General features: G+C 72.3%; 10 protein-coding genes. 7 read left to right on the top strand and 3 right to left on the bottom strand.

Annotation, left to right across the window (positions count from 1 at the left end; genetic code table 11):
- The first annotated feature begins 169 nt into the window (after positions 1 to 169).
- The 5 genes from kynB to VF746_30815 all read left to right on the top strand — a co-directional run bounded on the left by kynB (position 170) and on the right by VF746_30815 (position 6,884).
- Positions 170 to 808 (top strand): arylformamidase, encoded by a 639-nt coding sequence (kynB, locus tag VF746_30795; protein ID HEX8696847.1) that lies wholly within the window; start codon positions 170 to 172, stop codon positions 806 to 808.
- Positions 805 to 1,671: an MBL fold metallo-hydrolase gene (locus VF746_30800; GenBank protein HEX8696848.1), complete on the top strand. Its 867-nt coding sequence runs from the start codon at positions 805 to 807 to the stop codon at positions 1,669 to 1,671. Before kynB ends, VF746_30800 begins: the two co-directional genes overlap by 4 nt.
- Positions 1,672 to 2,090: 419 nt before the next feature.
- Positions 2,091 to 3,668 (top strand): M28 family peptidase, encoded by a 1,578-nt coding sequence (locus VF746_30805; protein ID HEX8696849.1) that lies wholly within the window; start codon positions 2,091 to 2,093, stop codon positions 3,666 to 3,668.
- A gap of 433 nt (positions 3,669 to 4,101) precedes the next feature.
- A complete protein-coding gene (locus tag VF746_30810; protein ID HEX8696850.1) occupies positions 4,102 to 5,580 on the top strand; it encodes a PAS domain-containing protein in 1,479 nt (492 codons plus the stop codon).
- A 260-nt stretch (positions 5,581 to 5,840) separates the two neighbouring features.
- Positions 5,841 to 6,884, top strand: a complete 1,044-nt coding sequence (locus tag VF746_30815; GenBank protein ID HEX8696851.1) for an FAD binding domain-containing protein — start codon at positions 5,841 to 5,843, stop codon at positions 6,882 to 6,884.
- A gap of 412 nt (positions 6,885 to 7,296) precedes the next feature.
- Here VF746_30815 and VF746_30820 read toward each other — a convergent pair whose 3' ends face one another.
- Positions 7,297 to 7,611, bottom strand: a complete 315-nt coding sequence (locus VF746_30820) for a Rho termination factor N-terminal domain-containing protein (protein HEX8696852.1) — start codon at positions 7,609 to 7,611, stop codon at positions 7,297 to 7,299.
- A gap of 250 nt (positions 7,612 to 7,861) precedes the next feature.
- On the opposite strand from VF746_30820, the gene VF746_30825 reads away from it, so the two are divergent.
- Positions 7,862 to 8,959, top strand: a complete 1,098-nt coding sequence (locus tag VF746_30825) for a lipid A deacylase LpxR family protein (GenBank protein ID HEX8696853.1) — start codon at positions 7,862 to 7,864, stop codon at positions 8,957 to 8,959.
- A gap of 228 nt (positions 8,960 to 9,187) precedes the next feature.
- Here the strand turns inward: VF746_30825 and VF746_30830 are convergent, their stop codons facing one another.
- Both VF746_30830 and VF746_30835 read right to left on the bottom strand, forming a co-directional pair.
- A complete protein-coding gene (locus VF746_30830; GenBank protein HEX8696854.1) occupies positions 9,188 to 9,742 on the bottom strand; it encodes a GNAT family N-acetyltransferase in 555 nt (184 codons plus the stop codon).
- Positions 9,743 to 9,762: 20 nt separating this feature from the next.
- Positions 9,763 to 10,173, bottom strand: coding sequence for a hypothetical protein (locus VF746_30835; GenBank protein HEX8696855.1), 411 nt, complete (start codon positions 10,171 to 10,173; stop codon positions 9,763 to 9,765).
- Positions 10,174 to 11,189: 1,016 nt separating this feature from the next.
- Between VF746_30835 and VF746_30840 the strand changes: the two genes are divergently transcribed.
- Positions 11,190 to 12,395, top strand: coding sequence for a hypothetical protein (locus VF746_30840; protein HEX8696856.1), 1,206 nt, complete (start codon positions 11,190 to 11,192; stop codon positions 12,393 to 12,395).
- Positions 12,396 to 12,446 lie beyond the last annotated feature (51 nt).

Consider the following 12,446-nt stretch of genomic DNA (forward strand, 5'->3'; position numbering starts at 1 on the left):
ACCCGGCGGCCTTAGAGCCGCCACCCTCTCCCAACTTCGGGAGAGGGTACTCGACGGTCTGAATTGCGCGGAACCCGTCCAAAGCTGCACGAATCGTCTCGTGGGAGTCCGCGCAGGCGGACTTCGTGTCGTTGTTGCCGCGGATTCATTCGCCCAGCGAGCCCAGCCATTGCGCCCACCCCGCCGCATCCTCGACGTCACCCGCCCGCTCTTCGCCGGGATCCCGGTGTGGCCGGGGGACGCGCCCTGCCGCGTGGGGTGGAGTCTGCGGCTGGACGAGGACGGCCCCGTCAACACCGCTCACCTCAGCTTGAGCGCCCACACCGGCACCCACGCCGACGGGCCGTACCACGTGCTGGAAGACGGCGCCCGCATCGGCGCGGCGCCGCTGGAGGCGTACCTGGGGCCGGCGCGGGTGGTCGACGCGCGCGGGCGAGACGAGATCGGCGCCGACTGGCTAGCGGAGCGGCTGGCGAACGGCGCCGAGCGCGTCCTGCTGCGCACCGGGTGCTGGACCGACCCCGCCGTCTTCCCCACGCGCTTCCCCGCCCCCACTCCCGAGGCCGCCGCGCTGCTGGTCTCGCGCGGCGTGCGGCTCGTCGGCACCGACGCGCCCTCGGTGGACCCCTTCGACTCCGACGACCTGCCGGCGCACCGCGCGCTGCTCGGCGGCGGGGTCGCCATCCTGGAGAACCTGCTGCTGGACGACGTCTCCCCCGGCGAGTACGAGCTGATCGCGCTGCCGCTCCGGCTCGCGGAGGCCGACTCGTCCCCCGTCCGCGCCATCCTGCTGGAGCCCGCACGATGATCGGCGACTTCGTCGAAGGACTGTTCCCGGAGATCAAGGAGGGCGAGCCGCTGCGCACCGTGCGCGCGAAGAACCGCTCGCCGATGACGCTGGACGGCACGCGCACCTACGTGGTGGGCCGGGCGCGGCCGGCGGTGATCGACCCCGGGCCGGGCGACCCCGCGCACCTGGAGGCGATCGTCGCGGCGCTCGGCGGCGCGCGGCCCGTCGCCATCCTCCTCACCCACTCGCACGCCGACCACGCGGCCGCCGCCCTCCCGCTGGCCGAGCGCACGGGGGCGCCGGTGATGATGGCGCAGGGGGCGCTCTCGCCGCCCTTCCCACCGGAGCGGGTGGGGCGCTGGCTGGCGGACGGCGACACGGTGGACACCGACGTGGGGACGCTGAAGGCCGTGGCCACGCCGGGGCACGCGCCGGAGCACCTCTGCTTCCTGTGGACGGGGGGCGAGGCGCCGGCCGGGGGCGCGCTCTTCGTGGGCGACCACCTGATGGGACAGGGCGACACCACGCTGGTGGCCCCTCCGGAGGGCGACCTGGGCGTCTACCTCGACTCGCTGAACCGGATCGACGAGCTCGAACCGGCGGTCCTCTATCCCGCGCACGGCCCGGAGATCCTGAACCCGTCGGTGACCATCGAGCGCTACCGGGAGCACCGCGAGGAGCGCATCGAGCAAGTGGTCCGCGCATTGCGGCGGGCCGGTCCGTCCCGTCCGGGGCAGATCGTGGACACCGTGTACGGCTCGGGGCTGGACCCGGCGCTGCGCGAGGCCGCCGAAGCCTCGCTCGGGGCCATCCTCGGCTTCCTGAGCGCGACGGGCGACGTGCGCGAGGATCCAGACGGGGCGTACGCGCTGGTGGAGTGAGGGACGGCAGTACGAGAGTACGATAGTACGGGAGTACGAAGTACGAGGTACGGAACGGCGGGTGGGTGTGAGGGGTGGGGGTCGGCGCGGAAGCTCACGTAGGGGCGAGGCATGCCTCGACCGGCGGATGCCAGTGCGTGCGCGGGAGGCGGGTGATGTGCGGGTGCAGCCTTCGCACGGACTCGCATGCTCGCCCCTACGGAACCCCAGGCGCTGCGCGACGAGACCCGCGTGAGGGATGCGCGCCCGGAGGGCCGGGACACGGGCGCCACAGGGGTTTGTGGCGACCGGGGCCCGGCGCCGTTGGGCACAGTCGTATCGTGCCCTACGGCGCGCGCAGCCCGGCCCGGAGCGCAGCGGAGGGACACGCCCGAACCAGCAGTTGTAGTTCGAGAAAGCTCGCATCGGAAGGAAGATAGATGGCGACGACGGAGACGGAGACGGCGGGGCTGCTGGCGGCGCTCGACGCGGTGCACCAGAAGGCGGTCGACGCGCACCTGCGCTTCCTCTCGCACCCGCTGCTGGAGGGGCGCGCGCCCGGCACCCGCGGCGGCACGCTGGCCATGGAGTACATCCGCGGCCAGTTCCAGCGCGTGGGGCTGGAGCCCGTCAATCACTCGTACTTCCAGCCCGTGCCGATGGTGGGGATGGACCCCCACCCCGAGCTGGCGCTGGAGCTTCCCGGCGGCCCGCCCTCTCTCCCCGCCTACAGGGACGAGTACGTGCTGGAGGCCGGCGTCCCCGAGCCCGAGGTCTCGGTCGACGCCGAGCTGGTGTTCGTGGGCTACGGGATCAGCGCCCCCGAGTACGACTGGGACGACTACAAGGACGTGGACGTGCGCGGGAAGGTGCTCCTGATGCGCGTCAACGACCCCGGCACCGGGGAGACGCCCGGCTTCTTCGGCGGGAAGGCGCTCACCTACTACGGGCGCTGGACCTACAAGTACGAGGAGGCGTCGCGCCGCGGGGCCGCCGGGGCGCTGCTCGTCCACACCGACGAGTCCGCCGGCTACGGGTGGAACGTCGTCCGGACCTCCAACACCGGCGAGCAGTTCGACCTGGCCGGCAGGCCCGAGTTCCCGCTGGGCGTGCGCGGCTGGATCGCCTGGCCGGCGTTGGAGCGGGCGCTCGGTGCCGCGGGGCACGACCTGGACGAGCTCGTCCGCCGGGCCGAGGAGCGCGGCTTCCGCCCCGTCCCCACCGGCATCCGCGTCCGCGCGCGGGTCCGGAGCGACCTGCGCGAGGTGGAGACGGCCAACGTGGTGGGCGTCTTCGCGGGGAGCGACCCGCGGCGGCTGAACGAGGCGGTGATCCTTTCCTCGCACTACGACCACCTGGGGCTCCGGCGCGGCGACGGCGGCGAGACGCTGGTCTACCACGGCGCCTACGACAACGCCAGCGGCGTCTCGCTCCTGCTGGCGCTGGCCGAGGCGGTCTCGCTGGCGCCCGAGCGGCCGCCGCGCCCGCTCCTGTTCGTTGCGACCACGGCCGAGGAGTCGGGGCTGCTGGGAGCGGAGTGGTACGCGCGCCACCCGCTCTACCCGCTCTCCACCACCGCGGCGGCGCTCAACGTGGACGGCGCCAACCTGTGGGGCCCCACGCACGACATCACCCCGCTGGGCACCGACCGCTCGGAGCTGGGCGAGATGGTGCGCGCGGCGGCCGCGGCCGAGGGGATAGAGGTGGCGCCCGAGCCGCACCCCGAGCAGGGGATGTTCTTCCGGCAGGACCACTTCCCCTTCGCCCGCGCCGGCATCCCCGCGCTGGCGATGGACCACGGCCTGCGCTACGTGGGCCGCCCCGAGGGGTGGGGCGAGGAGCGCTACCAGGAGTTCAACACGCACCACTACCACCAGCCCTCCGACGCCTACCGCGACGACTTCGACTACGGCGGCGCCGTGCAGCAGGGCCGGGTGATGCTGCGCACCGCCTGGGCGGCCGCGAGCACCGACGAGCTGCCGCAGTGGCGGGAGGGCGTGGAGTTCCGGCGGGCGTGAGGGGAAGTGCGTGAGTGCGTGAGTGCGAAAGTGCGTGGGTGCGGAAGTGCGAAAGTGCGGCGGCGCGCCCATCGCTTTCGTGGGGAACCCTGCGGAGTTGCGCGCGGGAACCGACTGCGGACAAAATGGGGTTCGCGGTTGAAGCCTCGCGCGGTTTGCGAGGCTTTCTGTGGTTGTAGACGCGGCTTCAGCCGCCTGCGACCCCGCTCGCGCCCGGCCTCGCGACGAGGCACTCGCAACCCGGCGCTCGCGGACGGCACTCGCGCGCGAGTCGGTTTGGACGGTCGGGAAAGGTGACGCGGGGCGGAAGCCGGTCGTCCTTGAACGCACCCTCGACAGCGGTGGAACATCTGGCGGGCACCAGGGGTCGCACATGCACCCGGGCCCGCCGGCCCGCCGTTCATCGCAGGACTCTTGAGGAGTGGTTGGGCAGGTGAGCGCAGTCGAAGTTCCGGTCACCCACGTCCCCGCGCTGGAGGCGCTCGCCGACGGCTTCGCCACCGTCGGCGCGGACTGGCGCGTCACGTACTGGAACGCCGCCGCCGAGCGCTGGCTGGGCGTGCCGCGCGAGGACGCCCTGGGCCGCCCGCTCTGGGAGGCGCTCCCCGGCGCCGACGCCCTGGGGCTGCGCGCCGCGCTGGCCGCCGCCATGGCGGGCGGGCCGCGGGCGCGCCTGCCCTACGCCCCGGGGCCGGAGCGGGCGCTCACCCTCGAGGCATCGCCGCTGGAGGGGGGCGGGCTGGCCGTGCACCTGCGCGACTCCACCGAGCAGTCGCGCCTGGACGAGCGCCACACCCGGCTGCTGGAGTCCATCCGCGACGGCTTCGTGGCCGTCGACGCCGACTGGCGCATCAGCTACCTGAACCCGGCGGCCGCTTCGCTCCTGTCGGTGCGCCCCCACCGCGCGCTGGGAGCCTCGCTCCTGGACGTGGTCCCCAGCGACCCGCCCGAGCTCTTCCGCTCGCTCTACGCCGCCATGCGCGACGGCGAGCCGCGCCACCTGCAGGCCGTGCACCCCGCGGGGCGCCTGTTCCGCGGCCGGCGCTTCGACGTGTGGGCGCACCCGCTGGCCGGGGGCGGCATCTCCATCCTCTTCCAGGACGTCACCGAGCGCCTGGAGCGCGAGGCCGAGCTGGCGCGCCTGGCCGCCGAGGCCGAAGAGGCCAGCCGCGCCAAGAGCCGCTTCTTCGCCGCGGTGAGCCACGAGCTGCGCACCCCGCTGCACGCCATCGTCGGCTACACGCACCTGCTCTCCACCGACTCGTACGGCGACATGCCGGCGCCCGCCTCGCGCGCCGCCGAGCGCGCCAGCGTCTGCGCCGAGCACCTGTCGCGCCTGATCGACGACGTGCTCCTGCTCACCACCACCGAGATCGGGCGGCTCCCCGTCTACCCCGAGCCGGTGCCGCTGGCCGCCTACCTCCCCGAGGTGCTGCAGCCGCTGCGGCTGCAGGCCGAGGCCAAGGGGCTCCGCTTCGCGCTCGACGTCGCCCCCGATCTGCCGACGCTGGCCACCGACCCCGAGCGGCTGCGCCAGCTCCTGAACGCCGTGGTCACCAACGCCGTCAAGTTCACCAGCCGCGGCAGCGTGTCGGTGCGGGTGCGCGCGGCGGAGCTCCCCGGCGCCGTCGCCGCTGTCGAGCTCGAGGTGGCCGACACGGGCCCGGGGATCGCCCCCGAGGAGCGCGCGCGCATCTTCGAGGCGTTCGAGCAGGTGTGCGACGACGCGCGCACCGACTCGCTGCACCGCGGCACGGGCCTCGGCCTCACCATCGCGCTCCAGCTCACGCGCCTGCTGGGCGGCACGCTCGACGTGGAGAGCGAGCCCGGTGCCGGCGCCCTCTTCCGCGTGCGCCTCCCGCTCGCCCCGCCGCGTCGTCCGGGATCGTACCCGGCGGACGCGGGTGCCTGAAGACACCCGCTGAAACCACGGAAAGCCTCGCAAACCCCGCGAGGCTTCAACCGCACCCACGCGAACCGAGGTGTAAAGTCCACCCTCTCCCGAAGCCGGGAGAGGGTTGCCGCTCCAAGGCGGCGGGTGAGGGCCCCCGCGGCCGCGCCGAAGCCGTCGAAGCAGGCCCAACCTCCCCGCTCCCCGTCTGGTACGCCGCTCGCGGGCACCGTATCTTTCGGACGCCCGTTCGAATTCGCTCGCAGCCGTACACGAGACCGATGCTCCGGCTCCACGAGTACACGTACCACCGCCCCGCCGCGCTCGCCGACGCGCTCGCCTTCCTGCGCGAGCACCCGGACGCGCTCCCGATCGCCGGAGGCACCGACCTGGTGCCGAACATGAAGCACCGGCTCTTCACCCCGCGCCACCTGGTGGCGCTCAAGGGGATCCCCGAGCTGCACGGGATCGGCTTCGCCGATGCCGGGGGCAGCCCCGTCGAGGAGGGCTCGCCCGCCGCGCGGCAGCTCGTACTGGGCGCCGCCGAGACGCTCACGGCGATCGCCCGCAGCCCCGTCGTCCGCCGCCTCTTCCCCGCCCTGGCGGAGGCCGCCGGGCACGTGGCCGGGCCGCAGATCCGCAACCAGGGGACGCTGGGCGGCAACCTGTGCCTGGACACGCGCTGCACCTACTACAACCAGACGCACTTCTGGCGGCAGGCGCTCGGCTTCTGCCTGAAAAAGGACGGCGACGTCTGCCACGTGACCAAGGTGGGCAAGAAGTGCGTGGCCGCCCACTCCGCCGACACGCCTCCCGTGCTCATCACCCTAGGCGCCGAGGTCGACCTCGCCTCCGCCGACGGCGTGCGCTCGCTCCCCGTGGACTCGTTCTTCATCGCCGACGGCGTGTGGAACACCGTGCGCAGGCGCGACGAGCTGGCGGTGCGCGTGCGCATCCCGCTCCCCGGGCCGGGGCTCAGGACCGCGTACCGGAAGGTGCGCCAGCGCAACTCCATCGACTTCCCGCTCCTCTCCATCGCCGCCGCCGCGCGCCTCGCGCCCGACGAGACGGTGGAGGCGCTCTCGCTGGTGGTCTCGGCGCTGGGGTCGCGGCCGCGCGTGGTGGCGGGGCTGGACAAGGTCGCCGCCGGCCGGCGGCTCCGCGACGTGGTCGACGCGGTGGCGCAGACCGCCTGGAAGCAGTGCCACCCGCTGGAGAACATCATCGTGGACCCCGACTGGCGCCGCGCCATGGTCCCCGTCTACGTCCGCCGCGCGCTGGAGGAGATGGCCGGCGGCACCTCGTCCGCAGCGCGGGCGGCATAGCGTCCTACTTCATCGTCGTACGGACGACATCGCGCTCAGGCGTTATCGGGAATGCCTAATTGGGCGGCACGCTTCGGATGGTGCTTCCGGAGCCACATCCGTGCTGCTTCTTGAATCGGCCGAATGCTCGCATTCCCCTTCCAACTCAACTGGTTGTAGAGCGAGCGCAGATCCTCCGGTGGAGCAGAGGCTAGCCACGCAACCACTAAGCGCGACATATCTCCGTAAATCGTGTTGACGTCCTGATATGGTGTGCCCTCCAAAGTGCGGAGTTCCTGGAGTGTCTCGGCGAACACCTCGGGTCGGATGAATAGCGGGCCTTGCGACATGGCTCCTCCGCGAATTTCATTGGGTTTGACGGATGAAATGACGAGGGCGCCTGGTTAGGCGCCCTCGCGAGTGGAGCGATAGGTCAGCGACTCCGGCTCTTGCTCCCGCCGCGGATGGCCTCGATCAACTCCTCCTTGTCCATCTTGCTGCGGCCGGGGACGTCCTTCTCCTTCGCGATGTTGTACAGCTCGTCGCGGGTGCGCGCCTCGTAGCCGCGGTTGGGGTTGCCGGTGCCCTGCGTGCGCTTGTTGGGGGTGCGGCCCTCCTCGCGACGTTGCTTGTTGACGGTGCGGGCGGCGATCTCCTCCGCGCGGTCCTCGTCCATCCCGCGCTCCTCGCCGCTCTCCTTGATGTGCTCGTACATCCGCTCGTCCTTGCTGCTCCAGCCTCTGGGCATCTTGCACCTCCTCGCTAGATTTCAGTCCGGCACCGACCGGAAGCCCCGTCCACATCCGCCAGCTCCATGCCACGCAAGCGCTTGACGCCGATCGAGATCCGCCCGTAGCGCCGCCTCCGGACCCGCAAACGTACGTCTGCATTCCGCCCGGCCGGACGCTCCGTTATCTTTGCCTCGTCCGCCAGAGGCAGCCCGGCCCGCCCGTCGTCACGCCGCAGCCCTTCCGGGACCCACCCTTCCCCGCTTCCCCATGGCCCGCTCGACCCACCGGAGCCCCGGGCTCCGGCGCGCAGCCGCGCTCGTGCTCGCGGCCGCCGCGCTCGCCCCGGCGCCCGCCGCCGCGCAGGTGCGCGCGGTGCGGCTCACGCTCGACAACGACGCCTACGACTTCTGGGTGCCCGCCTGGCGCCGGCCCGATCACGAGTACACCAACGGCATGGACGCCGCGCTGGAGCTGGCGGGCGGCCCCGTGTGGGCGCGCCTGCTGGCCCCGGCCGCGCCGCCCTGCAGCGGCGCCGAGGACCCGGGCGCGGCGTGCGCCGGCACCACCGTCGCCCTCGGGCAGAAGATCTTCGCCCCGCGCGTGGACGGCCCCACGCTGCAGCCGGGCGACCGCCCCTACGCCGGCTGGCTCTACCTCTCCGCCACGGGCCAGCTCTCGTCGGCCTCCACGCGCCGCTCGCTCGGCATCGAGGTGGGGGTGACGGGCCCGCCCTCGCTGGCCGAGGCGGTGCACCGGGGGTGGCACCAGCTCGCGGGCTTCTGGGAGCCGGTGGGGTGGGGGAACCAGATCGGCTTCGAGCCGGGCGTGACGGTGCGCTACGACGAGGCGCGGCTGCTGGGCGAGCTGCGCGCGGGCGGGGTGCGGGTCGCGACGCTGGCGCCGGAGTGGGGCGCGGCGGTCGGCAACGTGCTCACGGACGCGCGGGTGGGAGTGCGGGCGTCCGCGGGGCTGGCGGTGCCGCACCCGTGGAGCACGGCGGCGGATCGGGGGCAGGGGCCGGTGTCGGTGTACGCCGTGGCCGCCGCGCGGCAGGACGCGGTGGCGCACAGCCTGTTCCTGGACGGCCCCACCTTCGCCGAGGGGCCGGGCGTGGAGCGGCGCCCGTTCGTCTTCCAGTACGAAGTAGGCGGCGGGGTGCGCGTGGGGCGGCTGGCGCTGGAGTACCGCGCCGTCACGCGCGGGCGGGAGTACCGGACCGAGCCGGGCGGCCACACCCACGGCACCTTCGCGCTCGCCTGGCGCCCGCGCGTCCGCCCCGCCCTCCCGCCGCTCGCCGCGCCCGAGCTGCCGGAGCCGGAGCCGCGGCCGGGAGACGGCGCGGCGCACGAGGAGGGGCCGAAGTAGCTGGAGGGTTGGATCCGGGTGGGAAAATGCGGGTGAACCCGCGGCTGTAACAACGGAAAGCCTCGCCTGACCCTCCTCGCATTTCGAGGATTCGGTCGGGCGAGGCTTCAACTTCGATCGCGCACAAGACGACCGTCGCCGCCCCACGCACTCACGCACTTGGCACTTGGCACTTGGCACTTCGTACCTCGTACCTCGTACCTCGTACTCCGTACCTCGTACCCCCCCTCACCCCTCGAACTCGTCCCTGAGTATCCCGTAGACCTCGATGTCCTCGAACACGCCCCACTTGAAGATGTGCTCGCGCAGGCTCCCCTCGTGGCGCATCCCCAGCTTGCGCATGACGGCGCCGGACTGCGGGTTGCGCGCGTAGTGCGTGGCCTGGATGCGGTGCAGCCCCAGCGCGTGGAAGCCGAACGCCATCACGCCCCGCGCGCCCTCCGTGGCGTACCCCAGGTTCCAGAACGGCTTCGCCACCCAGTAGCCCAGCTCGGCGCGGCGGTGCGGCGGCTCCACGTCGAGGCCCATCGCCCCCACCACCCGTCCGTCCTCGCGCCGCGCCGCGGCGAAGATGGCGCCCTCGCCGCGCTCCCACTTGGCGGGGTGCGTGGCGATCCACTCCGCCGCCATCCCGTCCGGGTAGGGATGCGGGATGTGCAGCGTGTTCGCGGCGATTTCGCGCTCCGAGACGATCTCTTGCACCCGGTCCGCGTCCTCCGGGCGGAAGGGGCGCAGCACCAGGCGCGGCGTGGTGAGGGTGGGCTGGGAGGACTGGGTGGACATGATGCGCGGGGAAAGCGGGGTCAGTCGCCCGGCGGCGCGGCGCCGCCGTCCAGGGGGCGCTGCACGATCAGGAACTCCTCCACCACGCGCCCGCCGACCAGGTGCTCCTGGATGATGCGCTCCAGCACGGGCGGGTCGCAGCGCCCGTACCACGCGCCCTCCGGGTACACCACGGCGATCGGGCCGCCCTCGCAGACGCGCAGGCAGTTGGCTTTGGTGCGGTAGACGCCGCCCTGCTCCGAGAGCCCCAGCTCCTTCAGGCGCGCCTTGAGGAAGTCCCACGCCTGGAGCCCGCGCTCGAGCTCGCAGCACTTGGGCTTGGTCTGGTCGCAGCAGAGGAAGACGTGCCGCCGCGCCGTCGGCACCCCCACCGCCTCGGCGCAGCGCAGCAGCTTTTCGCGGTCGAACTCGCCGTCCTTCTTCTTCCCCATCGCCGTTCCTTCGCGCCTCTAACGCACTAACGCACTAACGCACTAACGCACTGCAGTTTGGGCGTGTCCCCCTGAAGGGGGCCGGGCTGCGCGCGCGGTAGGGCACGATACCGCTGTGCCCAACCGCGCCGGGCCACCGCCGCCACGAAACCCCTGTGGCGGCGGCGTCCCGGCCCTCCGGGCGCGCATCCCTCACGCGGGTTTCCGTCGCGGACCGCTCTTTGGGGGAACCTAAATCGCGGCGGGCGGGGGCGCGAGACTGGGAGCAGGACCCCGTGTCATCATCCGCTCTGCGCGCCTACCTCGGCAGTAGACGCAGCGCCGGGGCGTTTCCGCATACCCCCGGGATGGACAGGGTCCTCCTTCGCACCCGACGGCAGCCGCCACTATCGATCATGTGCAGCCTTTGCGTTCATCTCCACCCCGTCAGAGGATCACGATGCACGTTCCGCGTGCTGGTGCAAGCTCAGCGACCCAGGTGGCCTGCTCGAGAACCGGTTCGGCAAACCACCGGTGGCCACTCGCCGTGCCACTCTCGGATGTTCGACATACAAAGAAACACACGATCAGACAAATATTGACAACAGCCGATGCACCCGTTAATACTGCGAGACGCAATGAGTGCGGCACTGAAGTTGGGTTTCTCGTAGCTCCTTTCGAACATGGAGGTCCACATGATCAAGCGTCTAGCGCAGGTCTGCGGAGCAAGCGCGGTGCTGTGGTCGCTCGGTTCGGGTTTGCTGGCAGCTCTTTATGAGCCGCCGGAGGCACAGGCTCAGGTCACCTGCTGGTTCTGCGTGTGCGACCAAAACGGATGCGTCTGCCAGCAGGTGGCGTGTCCGCACACAGGGTCTGAACCAGTCGGGGGGGACTAGCCGGTCCCGGGGGCCCGTACTCATTGCGCGCGCCTCTCCCTTGTGCGCTGAACTCGGATCGGCCAGGTACTGCGGCTCTGTCGATTTCCGTATCGCCGGGACGATGAAGGACGCATGCCTCCGAATGTAGGAGCTACGACCATGAAGTGGGATTCCAGCCCTGCGGTGCGTCTCGCGCTCTGCTGCGCGCTCGTGGCCTGCGAGGGCCGATCCGGCTTAAACCCGGCGGCGGATTCCGTCCCGCAGGTCGCGGTCGTCGAGAACGCGTCGCCCCGGTGGACGGGCGCGCAGGAGTGGCGCCTGTCGGAGGCGCCGGTGGTGCGAATCGGACTCGACGAGCCAGCGCTGACAGGCGTGGCCGGGGCGGTGCGCCTGGGAGACGGTCGCATCGTGGTCGCCGACCGGGGAGGATCGGCGCTCCGCTTCTATGGTCCCGATGGCCGCTACCTCGGCAGCTACGGCCGCGAGGGGGCGGGCCCGGGGGAATTCCGAACCCTGGACGGGCTGAGCCGGCTGGAGGGAGATTCCCTCCTGGTGTGGGACCGCGCCGCCGCCCGCGCCTCGATCTTCGACCCGGCGGGGACGTTCGTCCGGTCGGTCCGGCCGGTGGGGATCGACGCACTGCCGTCGCTGGTGGGCGTGTTCCCCGACGGTGGCTTCATCGTGACCGGGGGGATCCGCCCCACCCGGATGACGGGCGCCTCCGGCAGCGAGCGGCGCGACAGTGTGACGCTGCTGCACGTCGGCCCGCAGGGCGAGTTGCGGGACACCGTCGGCCGCTTCGCGGGAAAGGAAGTGTACCTGGACGTGAGCCAGGGCGCCCTGACGTTCGAAAGCGTAATCTTCGGACGCAGCACCAGCTTCGCCGTGGGCCGCGACCGGCTGTTCGCGGCCGACAACGCGAGCTTCGACATCGCGGAGATCGACTCCTCGGGGAAGCTCGTCCGGCGGATCCGCCGGGACGTGGAGCCCCGGCCGGCGAACCGGGTCGACGTGCAGCGCTACCGGGAGTTCCTCCGCGACCGGGACCTCAGCGGAGTTCCGGCCGGGCTGCGCGGCGCGGCCGCCCGGCGCGCGGCCTCGATCCCGCATCGAGCGACGCTCCCCGCGCTGAACGACATGCACGTGGACGCGGACGGCAATCTCTGGGTGGAGAGGTACCGGGTCCCGGGGAGCGGACCGGGGACGTGGGACGTGCTCGACCCGGACGGCCGCTGGCTCGGAGCGGTCCGGACGCCCGCGGGCTTTCGCATCACCGAGATCAGGCGTGACTACCTGCTCGGCGTGGCAGCAGAAGAGTCGGACGGGGAGCAAGTCCAGCTCTACAGGCTGCTCCGAGGCCGCTGAAGCGTCGGCGCGGAGCGCTTCCGCGCTCGCGGCAAAGAACACCGCCGGGGG

It is taken from the genome of Longimicrobium sp. (assembly GCA_036389795.1).
In the GTDB taxonomy this organism is placed as follows: Bacteria; Gemmatimonadota; Gemmatimonadetes; order Longimicrobiales; family Longimicrobiaceae; genus Longimicrobium.